The organism is Actinokineospora spheciospongiae (genome assembly GCF_000564855.1).
Classification (GTDB): Bacteria; Actinomycetota; Actinomycetes; order Mycobacteriales; family Pseudonocardiaceae; genus Actinokineospora; species Actinokineospora spheciospongiae.
The window spans coordinates 1-19,063 of record NZ_AYXG01000048.1; the positions used below are offsets into that span (position 1 = coordinate 1).

19 protein-coding genes are annotated in these 19,063 nt (G+C 72.1%); 9 read left to right on the forward strand and 10 right to left on the reverse strand.

Features of this window, described 5'->3' with window-relative positions:
* Positions 1 to 297 precede the first annotated feature (297 nt).
* Complete coding sequence (locus UO65_RS06290) at positions 298 to 585, forward strand: hypothetical protein (protein ID WP_035279700.1); 288 nt, start codon at positions 298 to 300, stop codon at positions 583 to 585.
* A 26-nt stretch (positions 586 to 611) separates the two neighbouring features.
* Here UO65_RS06290 and UO65_RS06295 read toward each other — a convergent pair whose 3' ends face one another.
* A complete protein-coding gene (locus tag UO65_RS06295) occupies positions 612 to 1,412 on the reverse strand; it encodes a hypothetical protein (RefSeq protein WP_200873320.1) in 801 nt (266 codons plus the stop codon).
* Positions 1,413 to 1,604: 192 nt separating this feature from the next.
* Between UO65_RS06295 and UO65_RS06300 the strand changes: the two genes are divergently transcribed.
* The gene (locus tag UO65_RS06300; RefSeq protein ID WP_035279702.1) at positions 1,605 to 2,339 is read left to right on the forward strand and encodes a response regulator transcription factor; all 735 of its coding nucleotides are present in this window, start codon (positions 1,605 to 1,607) and stop codon (positions 2,337 to 2,339) included.
* Positions 2,317 to 3,768 (forward strand): sensor histidine kinase, encoded by a 1,452-nt coding sequence (locus UO65_RS06305; protein WP_035279704.1) that lies wholly within the window; start codon positions 2,317 to 2,319, stop codon positions 3,766 to 3,768. Before UO65_RS06300 ends, UO65_RS06305 begins: the two co-directional genes overlap by 23 nt.
* A 242-nt stretch (positions 3,769 to 4,010) precedes the next feature.
* Here the strand turns inward: UO65_RS06305 and UO65_RS06310 are convergent, their stop codons facing one another.
* The 3 genes from UO65_RS06310 to UO65_RS06320 all read right to left on the reverse strand — a co-directional run bounded on the left by UO65_RS06310 (position 4,011) and on the right by UO65_RS06320 (position 6,868).
* Positions 4,011 to 4,787: a MerR family transcriptional regulator gene (locus tag UO65_RS06310; protein ID WP_233427458.1), complete on the reverse strand. Its 777-nt coding sequence runs from the start codon at positions 4,785 to 4,787 to the stop codon at positions 4,011 to 4,013.
* A 17-nt stretch (positions 4,788 to 4,804) separates the two neighbouring features.
* Positions 4,805 to 5,644: a hypothetical protein gene (locus UO65_RS36615; protein ID WP_161784433.1), complete on the reverse strand. Its 840-nt coding sequence runs from the start codon at positions 5,642 to 5,644 to the stop codon at positions 4,805 to 4,807.
* A gap of 834 nt (positions 5,645 to 6,478) precedes the next feature.
* The gene (locus tag UO65_RS06320) at positions 6,479 to 6,868 is read right to left on the reverse strand and encodes a hypothetical protein (protein WP_152551998.1); all 390 of its coding nucleotides are present in this window, start codon (positions 6,866 to 6,868) and stop codon (positions 6,479 to 6,481) included.
* A 128-nt stretch (positions 6,869 to 6,996) separates the two neighbouring features.
* Here UO65_RS06320 and UO65_RS06325 point away from each other — a divergent pair, with 128 nt between their 5' ends.
* Positions 6,997 to 7,437: a hypothetical protein gene (locus UO65_RS06325; protein WP_035279710.1), complete on the forward strand. Its 441-nt coding sequence runs from the start codon at positions 6,997 to 6,999 to the stop codon at positions 7,435 to 7,437.
* A gap of 61 nt (positions 7,438 to 7,498) precedes the next feature.
* Here the strand turns inward: UO65_RS06325 and UO65_RS06330 are convergent, their stop codons facing one another.
* Positions 7,499 to 7,981 carry a MarR family winged helix-turn-helix transcriptional regulator gene (locus UO65_RS06330; protein WP_035279711.1) on the reverse strand — a complete coding sequence of 161 codons (483 nt, stop codon included), beginning with the start codon at positions 7,979 to 7,981 and terminating at the stop codon, positions 7,499 to 7,501.
* 112 nt (positions 7,982 to 8,093) lie between these two features.
* Between UO65_RS06330 and UO65_RS06335 the strand changes: the two genes are divergently transcribed.
* Positions 8,094 to 9,269 (forward strand): FAD-dependent monooxygenase, encoded by a 1,176-nt coding sequence (locus UO65_RS06335; RefSeq protein WP_035279712.1) that lies wholly within the window; start codon positions 8,094 to 8,096, stop codon positions 9,267 to 9,269.
* Between the two features lie 12 nt (positions 9,270 to 9,281).
* On the opposite strand, the gene UO65_RS06340 is transcribed toward UO65_RS06335, so the two are convergent.
* A complete protein-coding gene (locus UO65_RS06340) occupies positions 9,282 to 9,485 on the reverse strand; it encodes a DUF3072 domain-containing protein (protein WP_035279714.1) in 204 nt (67 codons plus the stop codon).
* Positions 9,486 to 9,592: 107 nt separating this feature from the next.
* Here UO65_RS06340 and zwf point away from each other — a divergent pair, with 107 nt between their 5' ends.
* The gene (gene zwf, locus UO65_RS06345; RefSeq protein ID WP_035279806.1) at positions 9,593 to 10,975 is read left to right on the forward strand and encodes a glucose-6-phosphate dehydrogenase; all 1,383 of its coding nucleotides are present in this window, start codon (positions 9,593 to 9,595) and stop codon (positions 10,973 to 10,975) included.
* Complete coding sequence (locus UO65_RS06350) at positions 10,972 to 12,762, forward strand: glycoside hydrolase family 15 protein (protein WP_084175349.1); 1,791 nt, start codon at positions 10,972 to 10,974, stop codon at positions 12,760 to 12,762. The genes zwf and UO65_RS06350 overlap by 4 nt, the downstream gene beginning before the upstream one ends.
* Positions 12,763 to 12,772: 10 nt before the next feature.
* Here the strand turns inward: UO65_RS06350 and UO65_RS06355 are convergent, their stop codons facing one another.
* Together UO65_RS06355 and UO65_RS38555 are read right to left on the reverse strand one after the other, a co-directional pair.
* The gene (locus tag UO65_RS06355; protein ID WP_035279717.1) at positions 12,773 to 13,123 is read right to left on the reverse strand and encodes an MmcQ/YjbR family DNA-binding protein; all 351 of its coding nucleotides are present in this window, start codon (positions 13,121 to 13,123) and stop codon (positions 12,773 to 12,775) included.
* Positions 13,124 to 13,180: 57 nt separating this feature from the next.
* Positions 13,181 to 13,312, reverse strand: coding sequence for a hypothetical protein (locus tag UO65_RS38555; protein ID WP_267880586.1), 132 nt, complete (start codon positions 13,310 to 13,312; stop codon positions 13,181 to 13,183).
* Positions 13,313 to 13,482: 170 nt separating this feature from the next.
* Here UO65_RS38555 and UO65_RS06360 point away from each other — a divergent pair, with 170 nt between their 5' ends.
* On the forward strand, positions 13,483 to 14,115 hold the full coding sequence (locus UO65_RS06360; protein WP_035279719.1) for a TetR/AcrR family transcriptional regulator: 633 nt from the start codon (positions 13,483 to 13,485) through the stop codon (positions 14,113 to 14,115).
* A gap of 42 nt (positions 14,116 to 14,157) precedes the next feature.
* Entirely contained in the window at positions 14,158 to 15,405 is a 1,248-nt protein-coding gene (locus UO65_RS33075; protein WP_052020803.1) for an MFS transporter, read from the forward strand.
* Positions 15,406 to 15,486: 81 nt separating this feature from the next.
* Here the strand turns inward: UO65_RS33075 and UO65_RS06370 are convergent, their stop codons facing one another.
* Positions 15,487 to 17,382 carry a KedN5 family methylcobalamin-dependent radical SAM C-methyltransferase gene (locus UO65_RS06370; protein WP_035279722.1) on the reverse strand — a complete coding sequence of 632 codons (1,896 nt, stop codon included), beginning with the start codon at positions 17,380 to 17,382 and terminating at the stop codon, positions 15,487 to 15,489.
* Between the two features lie 21 nt (positions 17,383 to 17,403).
* Positions 17,404 to 19,041: an FAD-dependent monooxygenase gene (locus UO65_RS06375; RefSeq protein WP_035279724.1), complete on the reverse strand. Its 1,638-nt coding sequence runs from the start codon at positions 19,039 to 19,041 to the stop codon at positions 17,404 to 17,406.
* Between the last annotated feature and the right edge of the window lie 22 nt (positions 19,042 to 19,063).

The window sequence follows — 19,063 nt, forward strand, 5'->3', positions numbered from 1 at the left end:
TCGTTCCGGTTGTTTTCCCGGCCCGTGTCGCTCTGACTTGGATAAAGTTACACGACCCCAAAACGGGGGTTCACAGGGGGGTCCCTTAAGCCGTCATCGGCCGTGTTCGCGCTGGTCAGCGCCCACCCCGAGGTCGCGGCGCAGCCCGAGCGGCCACGCCGGGCCCGCGACCGCCCCCGGCGCGGAGACCCGCCGCCGCACGCCGGTCCCGACATCCGTCCCGACATTCCGTCTCGACACCGAGCCCCTCTCTCGCTATCTTGATAACGGATAGAGACTTGCGATGTCAGGAGTGGGATGGACGCCGGTGATGTGGGTCGACTGCTGTTCGGCAGGCCGAGTCGACTGCGGTTGGCACTGTGGATTCACCAGCACGCGGGGCCGCGGTTCTTCCAGTCGGAACCACCGAAGACGGTGATCGCGCAGAGCGCCTGCGGTGTGGAGCTGACCCGGCTGGTGGACCTGGGCATGTTGACCGAGCACCGCGAGCCCGCGAACCGGCGCGTCTACTACGAGCGCACCCGCAGCCCGTTGTGGTCGATCATCACCGCCGCCTCGAAGGTCGTCGACCCCGTCGACAAGTAGTCGACGGGGTCGAGCGGGCCGGTCGGTCAGTTCCCGGGCGGGGTGCCGCCCCCGTCCGGGCCCTGGTCGTCGGTGCCGCCGGTGCCGTCGCGGCGCGGCGGCACGCCCTGCTGCTGACCACCGGGCATCCCACCAAGGGCTCCGGGACCACCCATGACGTCTCCCTCGGAGACGGACTCCGCAGTGGCGGTGTCGCCGGAGGTGGTGGCCAGGACCATCACCTGGTCGCCGGTCTCCACCGCGGTCTTCACCGTGTCGGCGTCGATCACGTAGGTCTTGGTGAAGCCGTCGGCGCTCTTGGCGGTGATCGAGGTGTCGCTGATCGCGGTGACCTCACCGGTCTGCATCAGCTTGGTCTCGTAGCCACCGTTGCCGTCCGAGGCGACGAATTCGCCGTGCAGCGCGCCCATCAGCCCACCCACCCCGCCCCGGATGACCATGCCGCCGGGACCTCCGCGCATCCCGCCGGGTCCACCGCGCTGCTCGGCGCCGTCCGCGGTGGCGTTGCCCGCCGCGTAGACGGCGAACCCGCCGCCGACGGCGACCCCCACGGCGACAGCGGTCGCGGCGGCGGTCTTCTTCCACGACCAGCGGGGCGCGGTCCGCTCCGGTGCGGGCGCGCCCCAGGTCATGGACTGTTCCGGCCCGGGTGCGCCCCAGGCCGCCTGCTGCTGGGGTGCGGGTTGCCCCGGCGCGGCCTGCGGCGCCGCGGACTCCTGGCCCACCGGCTGCCGCGCCGCGGGGTCGTGCGCCTCGGGCCGCGGGGCCGTGGGCTGCGCCGCGGGGGCGGGCTGCTCCTGGCCGGGCCTGCCGGTCTGGTCGGACATGGTTCCTCCTGGGTCCACCGCGGGGCCCCGTGCCCCTCGGTGTGGGACCAGGTTCGCCGCCGTCCCTGTGGATGAGCTGTGCACCGCTTCTGCGTCACCTATGTCCGGCTCGTCCGGGGAGCCGTCGCCGCGCACAGCTGATACACAGGGTCGGCACAGTGCGACCCCAACCAGGCGCACCACGATGGGAGCATGTCCGTGAACGCCGTGTCCCGCCCCGACCTCCGCAGGCCCGACGGCCAGCCCGTGCGCGTGCTGGTGGTCGACGACGAACCGACCCTGGCCGAGCTGGTCACGCTGGCGCTGCGCTACGAGGGTTGGGACGTGCGCAGCGCCCTGGACGGGGCCACGGCCGTGCGCACGGCGCGCGAGTTCAAGCCGGACGCGGTGGTCCTGGACGTGATGCTGCCGGACTTCGACGGCATCGAGGTGCTGCGGAGGCTGCGCGCGGAGAGCGACAACCTGCCGGTGCTGTTCCTGACCGCGAAGGACTCGGTGGAGGACCGGATCGCGGGCCTGACCGCGGGCGGCGACGACTACGTCACCAAGCCGTTCAGCGTCGAGGAGGTCGTGCTGCGGTTGCGGGCGCTGATGCGCCGGACCGGGGTGAGCGAGGCGGGCAACGACGCCACCCTGGTCGTGGGTGACCTGACGCTGGACGAGGACACCCGCGAGGTGCACCGGGCGGGTGTGGAGATCACGCTGACCGCCACCGAGTTCGAGCTGCTGCGGTTCCTGATGCGCAACCCGCGCCGGGTGCTGAGCAAGACGCAGATCCTCGACCGGGTGTGGAACTACGACTTCGGCGGTCAGGCCAACATCGTCGAGCTCTACATCTCCTACCTGCGCAAGAAGATCGACGCGGGCCGGGAGCCGATGATCCACACCATGCGGGGGGCGGGCTATGCCCTCAAGCCCGCTGGGTGAGCGGCCCCTGTCCCTGCGCACCCGGCTCATCGCCGAGCAGCTCGTGCTGCTGGCGCTGGTGTGCCTGGTGATCGGGGTGGTCACCGTCGTGGGGTTGCGGGCGTTCCTGGTGGGGCAGCTCGACGACCAGTTGCGGCAGGCGAGCGGCCGGGCCACCGAGTTCTCCGGCCGGATGCCGCCGGGGATGCGCCCACCGCCGAGCAACGCGCCGGGCCGGGGGCCGGGCACGATCAGCGCGCTGATCGTGGGCGGCGCGGTCGACGACGCGAAGCGGCAGACCAACACCCTGGTCCAGGAGCCGCTGTCCGGCTCGGCGATGGACGTGCTGGCGGCGCTGCCCGCCGACGGGGTCACCCGGGACCGGGAGCTGGACGGGGTGGGCAACTACCGGCTCATCGCGGTCCGCACGGTCTACGGCGACGTCGTGGTGACCGGGCTGCCGCTGGCCGGGGTCGAGGACACGCTGCTGACCACGGGCCTGGTGCTCGGCGGGGTCGCGCTGATCGGGTTGACCATCGCGGGGGTGGCCGGGGCGCTGATCGTGCGCCGGACCCTGGAACCGCTCGACCGGATGGCGGCGACCGCGCAGCGGGTGTCCGAGTTGGAGCTGGACCGGGGTGAGGTGGCGCTGTCGGTGCGGGTGCCCGCGGTGGACTCCGACGAGCGGACCGAGGTCGGGCAGGTGGGGTCCGCGCTGAACCGGATGCTCGGGCACATCGGCCGCGCGCTGACCGCCCGGCAGGCCAGCGAGACCCGGGTGCGGCAGTTCGTGGCCGACGCCAGCCACGAGCTGCGCACGCCGCTGGCCGCGATCAGCGGGTACACCGAGCTGGCGAGCAGGCGCACCGGGGAACTGCCGCCGGACGTGGCGCACGCGCTGTCGCGGGTGGGCTCGGAGGCGCGGCGGATGACAGCCCTGGTGGAGGACCTGCTGCTGCTGGCCCGGCTGGACTCCGGGCGCCCACTGCTGCACGAGACGGTCGACCTGTCACTGCTGGTGATCGACACCGTCGGCGACGCCCGGGTGGCAGGCCCGGAGCACCACTGGCGGCTCGACCTGCCGGGCGAACCGGTGCTGGCGGTCGGCGACCAGGCCAGGCTGCACCAGGTCTTGGCGAACCTGCTGGCCAACGGCCGCACGCACACCCCACCGGGCACCACGATCACCGTGGCCCTGACCCGCTCGGGCCCGGAGGCGGTGCTCACGGTGGCCGACGACGGCCCCGGCATCGCCCCGGACCTGCTGCCGGAGGTGTTCGAGCGCTTCGCCCGAGGCGACAGCTCCCGCAACCGCGCGGCGGGCAGCAGCACCGGCCTCGGCCTGGCGATCGTGGCAGCGGTGGTGCAGGCCCACGACGGTTCGGTCGACGTGGCGAGCGTGCCGGGCGAGACCCGCTTCACGGTGCGGCTGCCCGCAGCAGAAGCCTGACCGACGGGCGAGCCGGGCCTCACCACGCAGGTACCCGGAAGCCCGGCCGGGCGAGATCCGCTTCGTGGGGCGGGTGCCCGGCAAGACCCGCCTCTCTGTGCGGCTGCCCGCGGCGCAGGCCCGACCGGCGGTGTTCCACCGTGCGGGTGTCCGCGGCGGAAGCCCGACAGGCGGGCCTGCCGGGCACGGCACGCCTCACCACGCGGCTGTCCGCGTCGCAGGATTGACCGGTGGGGCGTCGGTCAGGGCGGGGTGGTCGCGCGGTCGGCGTTGACGATGATCGCGTCGTGGACGTAGCGCGACAGGCCGGGGGCCATGTCGTCGTAGTTGCGGCCGATGCGCTCGTTGGCCAGGTAGGTGGCGGCGAGGTGGCGGTGCGTGTCGTGGTCGCAGTCGTGGAACCACCGGTGCAGGTGCAGGCGCTGCTCCTCGGCGAGGTCCGCGGCGGTCGGGGAGGTGGCCGGGACACCCGCCCGCATGGCGTCGAGCAGGCGCTGGTGGATGCCGGACTGCTCGGCGCGGATGGCGAGCCAGTCCGGCGCGGAGTGGGCCGAGGCGCGCCGCCGCCGCTGCCGCCACTGCTCGGTGCCGCCCCAGCGCTGCTCGGCGCGGTCGGCGTTGTCCTCCAACCGGGTGCTGCCGAACACCTCTAGTCGCTCCTGCGGGGTGAGGGTCAGGCCCAGCTTGCGTGCGGCCACCTCCCGGTCGATGACCGCCATCATGGCCTGGTGGCGGGCGATCCGCTCGCCGAGCAGCTCGCGTTGGGCGCGCAGCAGGTCCTCGTCGGTGACCCCGGGTTCGGCCAGCACGGCGCCGATCGTGCCGAGGTCGAGGTCCAGTTCCCGGTAGAACAGGATGCGCTGCAACCGCCGCAGGTCGTCGGCGGAGTAGAGCCGGTAGCCCGCCGGGCTGCGGTCGTTCGGTTCCAGCAGCCCGATCTCGTCGTAGTGGTGCAGGGTCCGCACGGACACCCCGGTGAGTGCCGCGACCGCGCCGACGGTGTGCTCTTCCATCTCCATGCCGCCACTGTGGGGCCTCACGTGGCGTGGGGGTCAAGGGGCGCACGGTCGGGCCAGTCCTCGTCGCGGTCGAGGATGCCCGCGATGGGCAGCGGCAGGTATCCGGCCGAGTGCGGGAGGGGGTATTCGTCCAGCCTGCCGGTGTGGACGTTCCAGCGGACGAGGCGGGACGGGTGCTGGGTCGGGAACACGAGGGTGGACGCGCTTTCCCACACCGGGCCGCCCGGACCCACGGAGCTGAGCTGCATGTCGTCGGGGAGGCGGTACCGGGTCGGGGCGATCGCCGCGGGGTCGTGGATCGCGATCGTGTTCGGGTTGTTCCTGAGGGTGTAGACGATTCCGCCCGGGGCCAAGCGGTGCGGGGCCTCGACCGCGAGCGGGACCTGGGCGCCGTCCGGGGTGTGGAGGGTGTACCACCCGGGGCCGCCGGACGAGCGGGTGCCGGAGAGCGGGTCGACCGCCCAGGTGCCGGGGCCGAGGGGTTCGGGGTCGTAACCGGGGAGCCAGCGGTAGGTGGTCGCGTCGTAGTACGTGCCCTCGGTGAAGTACAGGGCTCCGCCGTGGACGGCCAGTGGCCGACGGGTGAGGCCGTCCGCGCGGGGCAGGCTGGTCACCTCCCCGGTGTCGAGGTCGAGCAGGTGCGGCTGGTCCCAGCTGTGGCGGCCGACGTGCGACCGGACCCCGCCGAGGAGCCCGCCGTCCGCGCTGCGCACCGGGGCGAACCCCAGTTCGACCGGCAGCCGCGCCACCTCACCGTCCCAGCGGACCAGCCAGGCGACCTCGCCGGTGCTGACCACGACGCCGTCCCGGATCTCCAGCGCGTGGTGCACGTGCTGCCCCGGCACCCGCCCCAGCACACCGGTTCCTCCCCGCGCCACACGAGGACGTCGCGGGACGCGGTCACCACCCCGACGCGCGGTGGGTCGCCCACGGGCAGCTCCACCCCCCGATCACCACCGAACGACTGCACGACCGCGATGGACGTGCCGCCCCCCACACCACCGCTCCCCAGGTCCTCGGGCGCCACCCTGAACGTGCGTGCGCGGGGACGCGGCTTGGGCAGGACCACGTGCGACGTCGTCGGGAGCGGCCGGGGAAGCGGCCGGATGCCGTCCGGGTCGTGGCGGATGAGCCCGTCGGAGACGGCGTGGGCCAACACCTCGGGGATCAGCCTGTCCTCGACCAGGAGGCGTTCGGCCAGGTCGTCGACGGGCGCGGGGTTCCCCCAGGCGGCGATGGAGGTGACCTCGGCGGCCAGCCGGACGAGGCGAGCGCGGACGTTGCTCTCCCGAAGGCGCTTCGCCTGCTCTTCCGGCAGTTCCAGGCGGTCCACGGCCATCGGCGGCCGCGTGACCAACCGGTACCCGTCTCCCTCCGGTACCAGCACCCCGGCGGCGACGAGCACGGGTATCGCGTCGCGCCGGGTCACCGGTACGGGGACCCCGAGCTGCGCGCACACCGGCGCGGGCACGGGGTCTCCTGGCAGCGGTTCGTCGTACCAGGACTCCGGGTGCCGCATCCCGTACCCCGCCGCGAAGTGGGCGACGTCCATGGCCTGGTACCCGAGCACCTGCCCCCACCCGGGGTCCTCGGCCCCCTCCGCCGCGGTGGTCCGCTTCACCCACCGGTGCCCGGCCGACGCCGCCACCGGCCAGAACTGCTACAGCCAGACCTTCCCCCGCACCTCTTCCTCAGCCGCGCCGGGCCACGCGCACCTCGAACAGCCCGTTCCTCCCCAGATCGAGTTCATCCCCGCATACCCCGCCGGTCAGGCTCCCCAGCCCCACCGAACCGGTGCGGCTGCGGTACGGGGTCACCAGGACGTCCTCCCACTCCCCCAGCTCCACCGCGGGCGCGCCGTCGTGCGCCTCCAGCCGCACCTCCTGGTACGGGTCACCGGTCGAACCGTGCAACCACCCGTCCCCGGCCGTTGCCAGCTCGCCGCTCAGCGCGGAGGTCTCCAATTCCCCCAGCAGCCCACCCGCCTCAGGCAGCCTGTCACCGCCCACCCCGTCCCGGACGACCAGCGTCCCGTACTCCGGCAGGTACTCGTCATCCTCGACCATCCCCAGCATCCCCATGCCCGCGACGGTAGCGGCGCCCGCCGACAGTTCCGGCTCAGGTGTCGAGGGCGTGATCGCTCGGCGAAACAAGGGGCCGGTGGCGTCCACCTGGGCCGGGTGGTGGTCGGGCAGGCTAGTTTGCTCGGGTGAGCCTCCTCGATGATGTGGCCGAGCGCGACGGCTGGCGCTGCTGGGTGTGCGACGAGCCGGTGGACCCCGACATGTCGGTGAACGACCCGCGGGGACCCAGCGTCGACAGCCGGACCGCCGATCGGAAGGCCAAGGTCGCCGAGCGGCTCGCGCACCGCGGGTGCAACACCCGCAAGGGCGCGGTGAAGGTGGTCATCGCCTGGCCGGAGCGCCTGCACGTGGCCGAGCCCGCGCCGCTGGTCACCGTCGCCGGGCGGCTGGAGCGCAAGGGGGGCCGCGAGGTGGTCGCCCGCTGCCCGACCGAGCAGGACGCCCGCGAGGCGGCGGAGTGGCTGGCGGACCGGTTCTCCCGACTGGTCCCCGGGCTGCCGGTGACCGCGAACGTCGAGGCGGGCGGCGGGCAGTTCCTCGTCATCCTGACCACCGGCCGCCGCTGACCCGGGACCACCGCGGCGAGCCGCACCGTCGACCGGACCGCCGGTCGGGGGTCCGCGCCGGTCAGTCGGCGAAGCGGGCTAGGTGGGCGGTGACGTCGTCGGCGAAGCGGGCGAGGAGGTCGGTGAGGGCGCGGCGGTCCTGGGGGGTCCAGTCGGCCAGGGCTTCGGTGAACCAGCCGAACAGGACACCGAGGTAGCGGGTGGCGAGGTCCCGGCCCTGCGGTGTCAGTTCGACCAGGCGGGCGCGGGAGTCGTTCGGGTCGGTGACGCGGTGGACGAGGCCGCGGGTCTCCAGGGTGTTGAGCTGGCGGGTGACGTGCGGGCCGACCACCTGCATCCGGGTGGCGATCTCGCCGACGCGCAGGGGTTCGCCCGCGATGTGCAGGACGTTGAGGACCGTCATGGCGGGGCGCTCCAGCGTCACGCCCGCCGCCGCCATGGCGCGCTCGTCGAGCTTGCCGCGGTTGACCGCGGTGCCGATCTGCGAGAGGCGGGGCAGCAGGGCCGCCAGCAGGTCGTCGGCTCCCCCGGTGTCGGTGGTCATCAGCACTCCCCTTACATGCATACCTAACTTAGGTATATGATCGGTGGTATCCCGTTCGCCGCGAGCGACCGCTCACGGCGTGGATAAAGATACCTAAGGTAGGTAGACAGCCATGGCTCGTGTTCTCGTCTCCGGTGCCAGTGTCGCCGGGCCGACGTTGGCGTTCTGGTTGCGGCACCACGGTTTCGAGGTCACCGTAGTGGAGAAGGCGGGGGCCGTTCGCGGTGGCGGCTACCCGATCGACATCCGGGGCACCGCGGTGGAGGTCGTCGACCGGATGGGGCTGCTCCCCCGGGTCGCGGCGAAGCACATCGACACGCGGCAGTTGACCTTCGTTGACGTCGATGGGCGCGAAGTCGGGACCATTCGGCCGGAGGAGGTCACCGGGGGTGTCGAGGGCCGTGACCTGGAGCTGCCCCGCGGTGACCTCACCGACGTCCTCTACGACGCCGTGCGCGACCGGGTCGACTTCCGCTTCGGCGACTCCATCGCCGCCCTCACCGAGCACGGCACCGGCGTCGACGTGGTGTTCCGGGGCGGGGACCGGGCGACCTTCGACCTGGTGATCGGGGCGGACGGGCTGCACTCGGGCACCCGACGGCTGGCCTTCGGGCCGGAAGCCGACCACCTCCGCCACCTGGGCTACTGCTTCGCCGGGTTCACCATGCCCAACCACCTGGGCCTGGCCCACGGCGGCATCACCTGGAACACCCCGGGCAAGGCGGGCGTGCTCTACGCGGCGGGCGCGAGCGACCGGCTGCACGCGTTCCTCACCTTCAGCAGCCCCGAACCGCCCGCCGGTGCCCACCGCGACCCGGCCGCGCAGCGCGAGCTGGTCGCGGCCGAGTTCGCGGGTCACGGCTGGGAGATCCCGCGCATAGTGGCCGCCATGCGCGCCGCCGACGACCTGTTCTTCGACGTCGTCAGCCAGATCCACCTGCCCGCCTGGTCCACCGGCCGGGTGGCGCTGGTCGGCGACGCCGCCCACGCCCCGTCGTTCCTCTCCGGACAGGGGTCGAGCATCGCGCTGGTCGGTGCCTACGTCCTGGCGGGTGAGCTGGCCACGCACGCCGACCACACCGAGGCGTTCGCCGCGTACGAGCGGGGCCTGCGCGGTTTCGTGGAGCGCAACCAGGCTCTCGCGACCGGTGGCGCGCCGACGATCATCCCGCGCACGGCGGAGGAATTGCGCCTGCGCAACGCGGCGCTCGCCGACCCGACCCTCCTGCCCGGACGGACGAGCCGGGAGGTGACCACCGCGCTCGCGCTGGCGGACTACGCGGCGTGAGGTGTTCGACGTTCAGGCGCCTCGGCCGGTGCGCTCCTGCAGGGCCTCGATCCGCTCGCTCGCCTCGGCCTTGGTGAGGTCGTCCGGGACCTCCTCACCGGCTTCCTGGGCGAGGGTGTGCAGGTAGGAGCGCTGCGGGCCGGTCATCGGCTCGTCGCCGGTGACCCACTCGTCGGTGGGCTTCTCGGCCGTGGGCTCGGGTGTGGACTCGGTCATCTGTCGTCTCCTCGGAGGGGTCGAACGGGTGTTCGGCCAAGGTAGTCGGATCGATTCACCCGCGCACGCCGAGCGGGATGCGGGCGGCGGGCGAATACTCGGAGCACATGGAGACCATCCCGCCGCACGTGTTCGTGATCTTCGGCGCGACCGGGGACCTGGCCAGGCGCAAGCTGTTCCCCGGGCTGTTCAAGCTGTACCGGGCCGGGCTGCTGCCGGAGTTCGCCGTCATCGGGTCGGGCAGGCACTCGCCGGGCACCGACGAGGAGTTCCGCGCCAAGGTCGCCAAGGACCCCGACGACCCGCGGTGGGCGGAGTTCGCCGAGCACATCACCTTCCAGACCTCCTCGGCCGACGACGGCGAGGAACTGGCGGCAGCGGTCGAGGCGCGGCGGGCGGAGTTGGGTGCGGACTCCCGCACGCTGCTGTACCTGTCCGTGCCGCCGGGCACCATGCGGCCGATGGTGGACATGCTCGGCAAGACCGGCCTGTCCCGGGACGCCCGGCTGGTGCTGGAGAAGCCGTTCGGCAGCGACCTGGAGACCGCGCGCGAGCTGAACTCCGCGCTGCACGAGGTGTTCGACGAGGACAGCCTGTTCCGGATCGACCACTTCCTCGGCAAGGAAGCGGTGCAGAACATCCTGGTGTTCCGCTTCGCCAACGGCCTGTTCGAACCGATCTGGCGGCAGGGGCACATCGCCTACGTGCAGATCGACGTGCCGGAGTCGATCGGCATCGAGGGCCGGGCGAGCTTCATGGAGTCCACCGGCACCTTCCGCGACATGGTCACCACCCACCTGTGCCAACTGCTCGGGTTCCTGGCGCTGGAGCCGCCGACGGAGATCAGCGCGGAGGCGCTGCGCGCGGAGAAGCTCAAGCTCTACCGCTCGCTGCGCCCGCTGGACCCGGAGAAGGTCGTCTTCGGCCAGTACGCCGGGTACCGCGACGAGGAGGGCGTGGCCCCGGATTCCGAAGTGGAGACGTTCGTGGCGCTGGAGGCCCGCGTCGACAACTGGCGGTGGCAGGGCGTGCCGTTCTACCTGCGCACCGGCAAGGCGATGGCGCAGTCGCGGCGCACGGTGACCGTCGGGTTCACCGAACCGCCGCTGGCGATGTTCCCCAACCGGGTCGACTGCGCGCCCAGCGAGCTGGTGTTCGAGCTGACCGAGGAGCCGCGGGTGGCGCTGGGCATCCGGGCGAAGAAGCCGGGGCCGGGCCTGGAGGTCGGGTCGGCGCGGCTGGACCTGGACTTCGAGGAGGCGTTCCAGGGCGCGGAACCGCTGGAGGCCTACGAGAAGCTGCTGCTCGACGTGCTGCGCGGCGACCAGACGCTGTTCAGCGGCAACGCCGAGATCGAACGCCTGTGGGAGGTGTGCGAGCCGGTGCTGGAGAACCCGCCGCCGGTCCAGGTCTACGACAGGGGGAGCTGGGGGCCGAAGGCCGCGCTGGCCGTGCCCGGTGAGGCCGGTTGGCGGGCAGCCGAGCAGTGACCGCGTACCCACCGATCGCCGAGCACGGCATCATCGGCGACCTGCGCACGGCGGCGCTGGTCGACACGGGCGGCCGGGTCGACTGGTTCTGCGCGCCCCGCTTCGACTCGCCCAGCGTCTTCGGCGCGCTGCTCGACGCCGAGCGCGGCGGGCACTGGCTGATCAACCCGGTGTGCGAGGTGGTGACCAGGCACCAGTACTACTTCCCCGACACCAACATCCTCATCACCCGCTTCCTCACCGAGGACGGCATCGTCGAGGTGCAGGACTACATGCCGATCCTGCGCCCGCACGACCCCGACCACCGGCAGCGGCTGGTGCGCCGGGTGGTGAACGTACGCGGGCACATGACCATGCGGATGCGCGTCGAACCGCGCCCCGACTACGGCCGCGCCGTCCCGGACACCAGTGGCGACGGGCGACGGGTGGTGTTCGAGACGGCGGACCTGCGGCTGGCGCTGGAGTCCTCGGTGGAGCTGGAGGTCGGGGGCGGTGCCGCCGGGGCGGAGTTCCCGCTGTCGGCTCAGGAGACCGCGCTGTTCGTGCTGGAGGTCGGCGACCCCGGACCGGCCGGGGAGCACGACGGCGACCTGTTCGACGCCACGGTCGGGTTCTGGCGCGGCTGGTTGTCGAAGTCGCGCTACACCGGCCGCTGGCGGGAGATGGTGCACCGCTCGGCGCTGACGCTCAAGCTGCTCACCCACGAGCCAACCGGCGCCATCGTGTCCGCACCGACCATGGGCCTGCCCGAGCAGTTGGGCGGCGAGCGCAACTGGGACTACCGGTACGTGTGGCTGCGCGACGCCGCGTTCAGCCTGTACGCCCTGCTGCGCCTGGGTTTCGTCGACGAGGCGGAGGCGTTCACCGGCTGGCTGACCGACCGGGTCACCGAGGACCACGACGGCGAACTGGGCCCGCTGCGCGTCCTCTACACCATCGACGGCGACAGCGACCTGGTCGAGGAGGAGCTGGACCACCTGTCCGGCTACCGGGGCTCCCGCCCGGTCCGGGTCGGCAACGGGGCGGCGGGCCAGCTCCAGCTCGACGTCTACGGCGAGGTGATCGACTCGATCTACCTGTTCGACAAGCACGGCGCGGGCATCTCCCACGGGGTGTGGGCGGGCCTGTGCGTGCTGCTCGACTGGCTGATGGACCACTGGGACCAGCCGGACCAGGGCATCTGGGAGTCCCGGGGCGACGGCCGCGACCACACGTTCTCCCGGGTGATGTGCTGGGTGGCCGTCGAGCGCATGGTGCGCGTGGCCCGCCGCCGCGGCCTGCCCGCCGACCTCACCCGCTGGACCACCGTCCGCGACGACATCTACCGCCAGATCATGACCGAGGGCTGGAACGGTGAGGCGTTCACCGCCGCCAAGGACACCGACGGCCTCGACGCGGCGCTGCTGCTGATGCCGATGGTCAAGTTCTGCTCCCCCACCGACCCCCGCTTCCTGGCCACGGTCGAGGCCATCGACGAGGCGCTGGTGGTCGACGACAGCCTGGTCTTCCGCTATGACCCCGAGGCCGGGGCGGACGGCCTCGACGGCGAGGAGGGCACGTTCTCGCTGTGCTCGTTCTGGTGGGTGGAGGCGCTGGCGCGCACCGGGCAGCAGGACCGGGCCAGGCTGGCGATGGAGAAGATGTTCACCTACGCCAACCACCTCGGGCTGTACGCGGAGCAGATCGCCCTGACCGGGGAGCAACTGGGCAACTTCCCGCAGGCGTTCACCCACCTGGCCCTGATCAGCGCCGCCACCAACCTGGACCGCTTCTTCGACACCGCCTGAGCGCCCCCGGTCACACCACCGGGTGGTCGGGCACCCGGGCCAGCAGGTCCTCCGGGGCGGACAACCGCCACGCCTCGAAGACCAACTCGGACAGCTCGTCGACCTCCACCCCGGACAGCCGCACCACCACCCAGCCGAACCCACCCCAGGTGAACTGCTCCTCGAACACCTCTGGCCGCTCGGCGACGAGCGCCTGCTGCTCCGACAGGGTTTGCTTGAGGCCGACGGTCTGCGTGCGCGGCCAGTAGTAGCCGAACCTCTTGCCGCACACGGAGAAACTGCTGGCGCGCTCACCGTCGGCGCGGTCGACCTCGGCGAGGGCGCCGAGGATGTCGAAGAACTGTTCACTGCGCACGGCCATCATCCACTCCCCAGGGTCGAGGTGGCGAAGCCTAGCCGGCACCCCCGACAGAACCGGCTACGCGTCGCGGTTGTCGGCGACCGGGTCGTGCGCCTCCCGGTCGGGGCCGTCGATGGTGCCGGTCTCGGCGTTGTGGTGGAACCCGGCCGGGCTGCCCTGGAGGGTTCTGTTCGGCTGGACGGTCGCCAACCGCCCCGGGCGTTGGCCGCGCAGGTGGTCGAGTTCGGCAGGGGTGAGCGGATGACGCTGTCCTGGGCGCCCGGGCCGGGGGTCGCAATCCCGCGACGGTCGAAGGGGTGCGAAACGCGTCGCGCGGCACCCAGTTGCGTAGTGAGTACTCACTACGTATCATTGGTGGCATGAGCGGACAGGAAGCACCTCGGCAGCGGGCACCTCGGCGCAGCGTCGAGGAGCGCCGCGCCATGGTGGTCGCCGCCGCCATCCCGCTGCTGGCCGAACTCGGGCCATCGGTGACCACGTTGCAGATCGCGCGGGCCGCCGGGATCAGCGAGCCCACCGTCTTCCGGGCGTTCACCGACAAGGACGAGTTGCTGGCCGCCTGCCTCGCTCACGTTTCCGACCCCACCCGGGTCATCGCCGAATTGGCCGCCGTCGACCCCGAACTGCCCCTGCGCGAGCGGTTGGTCGCGGTGATCGACGCCGTTTCGGCCCAGGCTGCCCTGACCGGGGCCGTGGTGGACGCCGTGCGGCTGGCCGCTCCCCCTCGGGCCCGCAGCACGGACGCCGCGGGGGACGGGGAACGGGCCAGGGCCACCGCCGGGCGGGACTCCGCCCGCGCCCGGTTGCACGCCGCCGTGGTCGCCGTGCTGGAGAGCGACGCCGGGGCGCTGCGGACCTCGGTCGGAGAGGTGGCGACCGTGGTGCTCACCATCGTGACCGCCCTGGGGACCGGGGCCAGGTGGAGCGGCGACGACGACGGGTTGACCGCGGGCGCGCTCGCCGACCTCGTGTTGAACGGCGTCGCACTGTAGTTCGACCTCGACCCACCACTTGGGAGCGGAAAGGCACCCGCCGTGATCAACGCCGCCCGCGTGCCCGCCATCGCCCGCGACCGCCGGTTCCTCGCCCTGTGGGGTGCCCACAGCATCTCCACCCTCGGGGACGCGCTCACCACCCTCACCCTGATCCTCCTGGTCACCGAGAAGACCCACTCGGTCGCCGCGATCGGGGGGCTGACCCTGGTCATCGCCGTGCCCGGCATCGTGATCGGGCTGCTGGCCGGGGCCTACGTCGACCGGCACGACCGGCGGCGGATCATGATCCTGTCGGACGCGCTGCGGGCGGTGCTGCTGCTGGCGCTCGCCGTCTCGGTCGTGAGCCGGCCCGGGTTGCCCGTGCTCTACCTGATCGCCTTCCTCCAGGCCGCGGTCGGGACGTTCTTCGAACCGGCCCGGGCCGGGTTGATGCAGGTGATCGTGCCCGCCGAGGAGCAACTGCGGGCGAACTCGCTCATGCAGACGACCACGGTCATCGGGGAGCTGACCGGGGCGACCGCGGCCGGTGTGCTGGTCGCCACCCTGCACACCCACTGGATCGCCTTCACCGTGGACGCGGCGACCTTCGCGGTGTCGGCGCTGCTCATCGCGATGATCCGGCGCACCGACAACACCCCGGCCTGCGAGCCGCAGACGACCTGGGCCGCGATCACCGACGGGTTGCGCGCGGTGCGCTCCTCCCCCGCGCTGCGCGGGCTGCTGCTGGTGTTCAGCGCGCTCACCTTCGCGCTCAGCCCCATGGCCGTGCTGCTCGCCCCCTACGTGGTCGACACGCTGCACATCTCCACCGGCTGGATCGGCGTGATCCAGAGCGGTGACACCGCGGGCAACCTGATCGGGGGTGTACTGGTCCTCGTGCTGGCCAAGCGGATCAACCCGCGGTTGATGATCATCACCGGGATGGTGCTGCTGGCCGCGCTGATCGCCGCGCTGCCGCTGGCGGCCACCGTGGTGGCGCTGCTCGTCGCCCACCTCATCTTCGGTCTGCTCACCGTGTCGATCCAGACCGGCATCGGCGCGCTCATCCAGACCGAGGTGGACAACGCGCTGATGGGGCGGTTCATGGGGCTGATGTCGATCATCCCGAGCACCGTGTCCATCTTCGGCATGGCCTTCGCGGGCAGCTTCGGCGCGCTGCTGGGCATCCAGACCGTCTTCGTCACCTGCGGCGCCGTCCTCGCCGTGGGGACCGCTCTGGCCTGGTCGCAGTTCCGGCGGGCCGCCCGGGAGCGGGTGGCGGCGACCGCGGAACCCGCCGTGCCATGAGACCGGTGCCGGTGGTCCGCCCGACGGGAGCGGGCGGACCACCGGATCACCTCGGCCACCGAGGTCGCGCAGGCCACCCGGTCACATCAGGGCCGGGTTGGCCAGCGGGCGGGCGACCGCCATGTAGTGCGCGGCCGTCTCGTGGTTGTCGAGGTGGTCGTGGAAACCGCAGCGGGCCTGGAAGGTGTAGCTGACCCGCTCCGGCCGCGGCGGCGACATCAGACAGTCCGACCAGGCGCGGATGGCCGCCTCCACGTCGACGCCGAACTCGACCGGCTCGCTCACGTAGAACCACTCCCCGTCGACCAGCTCGGTGTACCAGCCGGTGGGCGGCTCATCCCCCGGCTTGACGTACACCGGGCGGCACCAGCGCTCGTAGCGGTACAGCTCCCTGGCGAAGGGGCGCCACTCCGGCGGGAACTCCGGCACCATCGACTGTTCCCACCACTGCCCCACCACCGCCTCCAGCTCCGGTGTGCCGTGCAGCGCGCGCAGCGCGGCCGCGATGGCCGGGGACTCGGCGAAAACCGGCATCCGCTCGACCAACCCCACCGCCGCGGAGGTCCGGTCCTCCTCGAAGGCCCGCATCAGGCTGGTGACCACCTGCGACTGGGTCAGTCCGGTGACGTCGCGCAGCGGTTGCCAGGTGTGGCGCAGGTACTGGTTCTCCCCCAGCACCCTGGCCCAGTACATGAACCGCTGCATCTCCAGGTTCTCCGGCACCGTGGAGGTCCGGTTGGCCAGTACGTACTCGAAGTCGTCCGACTCACCGCGGATGGTGACGAAGCCGTGCACCCCCCGGTTCTCGGTGTAGGAGGTGTTGGGCAGCAACAGCATCGGGTACACAGCGATGCGCGAAACCATGGTGGCGAGGCGGTCGTAGCCGCGCAGGAACGAGTTCGGCGTCTCCCCCGGCGCCCCCCAGATCAGCTCCGCGTAGCAGTCGAGTCCCTCCTCGTTGAGCCAGGTGACCAGGCCCTCCCACTGGTTCACCTTCATGTTCTTGCGCAGCATGCCGGTGAGCGCGTCGTCGGAAAGCGTCTGCAGGGCGAGGGTGAACGAGCTCTTGAAGTCGTGCTTCTTGAGCGCGCGGACGATGTCGTAGAAGCGGTTGGACTTGTTCTTGGCCCAGCTCGTCTCCAGTGCCCGGGGGAACCCGTACCGCTCTCGGGTCTTGATCAGCATCTCGACGAACTGCTCGTCGGCCTCCAGCAGGCCGAAGTTGGAGTCGCAGAGCACGATCGAGGGAACCTGGTGGAAGCCGAACATGTCCAGCTCGTGGGCCAGGCGGTCGGTGGAGAACGAGCGCATCTTCTGCCCCACCGCCCCGCCCCAGTAGCAGAACGAGCACTTGTAGGGGCAGCCGCGGTTGGTCTCCATCAGCGCCACGTCGTAGGGGAAGTGTCCCGCCGCGTTGGTCATCGGGATGGCACCGGTGAGGAACGGCGACGGCACGGTGTCGAGGTCGCCGATGCGCTCGCGCTCGGCCGTGGTGTGCACCGAGCCGTCCGGGCGCCGCACCGACAGGCCCGCCACCGCGGTGCCCGCGAGCTCCCCCGGGTGCTCGTGCAGGTCGCGCACCAGCTCGGCGAAGGTGGTCTCGCCCTCGCCGTTGATCACGACGTCGACCCAGGGGAACTCGCGGAACACCCGCTCGGCCTGGTAGGCGACGTGGTTGCCGCCGAACAGGACCGTGCCGCGCGGGTTGACCTGCTTGAACGTTTCGGCGAGCATGCCGAAGTTGCGGTAGTTCCAACCCAGCACGGAGAAGCCGATGACGTCGGGGACCCGGTCGCGGAACAGTTCCCTGGTCATCTCCGGCAGTGGGACCCCGCCGCGGAAGTTGCGGATCTCGACCTCGGTGGCCACGGCCAGGTCGGGGTCGGCGGCGATCACCGCCTTGAGGTAGCCCGCCGCCAGCGGCATGGAGTCCACCGGCATGTCCCAGGCGCCCTGCTGTACGAGGCAGATGTGCATCTCGGTTCCTCGCTCCCGGTCTCAGGCGGGGAGGTCGAGCAGGTGGGTGAGCACCTCGCGCAGCACCCGGTCGGGGTCCCGCGCGGGCCCGGGCGAGCGCCAGGCGACGACGTTGTCCGGGCGCACCAGCAGCGCGCCGCCCGGCCCCAGCCCGGCGGTGGCCAGCCAGGTCCGGTCCTCGGCGACCAGGTCGGCGTCCCCGCCGGTGCCGACCCGGTGGGCGGTCAGCGACACGCCGCGCACGGCGTCCTCCGCGGCCCGGCACCAGTCGTGCCCGTCCGGGCCGGTCAGCAGCACGAAGCCGGGGCCCGCCAGGTCCAGGGTGGACACGCGCTCGCCCTTGAGCTCCACCCAGCCGTGCGGCAGCCGGGAGCCGGGGTGCCCGTCGAGATCGAGGGCCACGTCCTCCAGCGACGGCACCTCGCCGCGGGCGCCGATGACCGCGCGGGAGTCGTACTGGTAGCCGAAGCCCAGCACGAGCGGATCGGCGATGCGCAGGGCGGCGCGGGCCTTCTCCACCTCGGGCCCGGTGGACCACTGCAGGTGCAGGTTGCGGAACCGCAAGAGGGTCTGCTCCTGGGCGAAGCGGGCCACCGGCAGCCGTTCGGCCTCGTAGCTGTCCAGCAGCCCCCGGCCCGCCTCGCCACGCACGACCATGGCCAGTTTCCAGGCCAGGTTGTGCCCGTCGGAGATGCCGGTGCTCAACCCGAACGCGCCGATCGGCGGGATGGTGTGCGCGGCGTCTCCCACCAGGAACACCCGACCCGAGCACGTGCTCTCCGCGACCCGGGAGGACATCTGCCAGGTGAGCCTGCCGAGGATCTCCACGTCGAGGTCGGGGATGCCGACCGCGGCGCGGACGAGGTCGCGGCACCGCTGCGGCGGGTAGTCCTCCAGGGTCTCGCCCTCGTCCTCCACGGTGACGTGGAAGACCCAGCGGTCGGTGTTGTTGACCGCGACCAGGATGCCCTCGAAGCCGTCGCCCTTGACCTCGCAGAAGGCGAACTCCCGCCCACGCACCAGGTCGGCGAGGTCGGCCTGGAACAGCATGTTGACCATCGGGTTGGTCAGGTCGTCCTCGCCGGTGGTGGCGATGCCGAGCAGGTCGCGGACCGTGCTGCGGGCCCCGTCGGCGGCGATGAGGTAGTCCGCGCGCACGGTCCTGGTGCGCTCGCCGTCGCGGTCGGCCAGGGTCACGGTGACACCGTCGTCGTCCTGGGCGAAGCCGACCAACTCGGTGTTGAAGTGGACCGCGACCCCGCCGTCGACGGCCGCGTCCAGCAGCACCCGGTCGATCTGGTCCTGCGCGCACGGCCCGCCTCTGGTGGGGCTGATCCGGTTGGTCACCTCGATCAGGCCCGGCGGCGGGGTGGGGTAGCGCTCCACCGTGGACAGGTCGTCGGTCAGCGCGGTGACGTTGATCTTGGAGGTGCTCGGCACCAGGGCGGCGCTGGCCCGGGTGATCTGCTCCTCCAAACCCACGGCGCGGAAGAACTCGCGGGCGGGCGGCTGCACGCCGGTCGCCCGCGGGTGGATCGACAACCCGCCGCGGCGCTCGACCACCACGGCCGGGACGCCGTGGCGCACGAGCGCCACCGCGCAGGACAGGCCGACGGTGCTGCCGCCGACGATCAGGACAGGGACACGCTCTTCGGACACACTCTCCCCCTCTCGGTTCGGT

Coding starts and splice junctions, on each gene's coding strand:
- UO65_RS06330 (WP_035279711.1), bottom strand. CDS start 7,981: ATGACCACCGACACCGGGGGAGCCGACGACCTGCTGGCGGCCCTGCTG.
- UO65_RS06305 (WP_035279704.1), top strand. CDS start 2,317: ATGCCCTCAAGCCCGCTGGGTGAGCGGCCCCTGTCCCTGCGCACCCGG.
- UO65_RS06360 (WP_035279719.1), top strand. CDS start 13,483: ATGAGCGGACAGGAAGCACCTCGGCAGCGGGCACCTCGGCGCAGCGTC.
- UO65_RS06335 (WP_035279712.1), top strand. CDS start 8,094: ATGGCTCGTGTTCTCGTCTCCGGTGCCAGTGTCGCCGGGCCGACGTTG.
- UO65_RS06300 (WP_035279702.1), top strand. CDS start 1,605: ATGTCCGTGAACGCCGTGTCCCGCCCCGACCTCCGCAGGCCCGACGGC.
- UO65_RS06320 (WP_152551998.1), bottom strand. CDS start 6,868: ATGGGGATGCTGGGGATGGTCGAGGATGACGAGTACCTGCCGGAGTAC.
- UO65_RS06290 (WP_035279700.1), top strand. CDS start 298: ATGGACGCCGGTGATGTGGGTCGACTGCTGTTCGGCAGGCCGAGTCGA.
- UO65_RS06295 (WP_200873320.1), bottom strand. CDS start 1,412: ATGTCCGACCAGACCGGCAGGCCCGGCCAGGAGCAGCCCGCCCCCGCG.
- UO65_RS06355 (WP_035279717.1), bottom strand. CDS start 13,123: ATGGCCGTGCGCAGTGAACAGTTCTTCGACATCCTCGGCGCCCTCGCC.
- zwf (WP_035279806.1), top strand. CDS start 9,593: ATGGAGACCATCCCGCCGCACGTGTTCGTGATCTTCGGCGCGACCGGG.
- UO65_RS06370 (WP_035279722.1), bottom strand. CDS start 17,382: ATGCACATCTGCCTCGTACAGCAGGGCGCCTGGGACATGCCGGTGGAC.
- UO65_RS06310 (WP_233427458.1), bottom strand. CDS start 4,787: ATGGAGATGGAAGAGCACACCGTCGGCGCGGTCGCGGCACTCACCGGG.
- UO65_RS06340 (WP_035279714.1), bottom strand. CDS start 9,485: ATGACCGAGTCCACACCCGAGCCCACGGCCGAGAAGCCCACCGACGAG.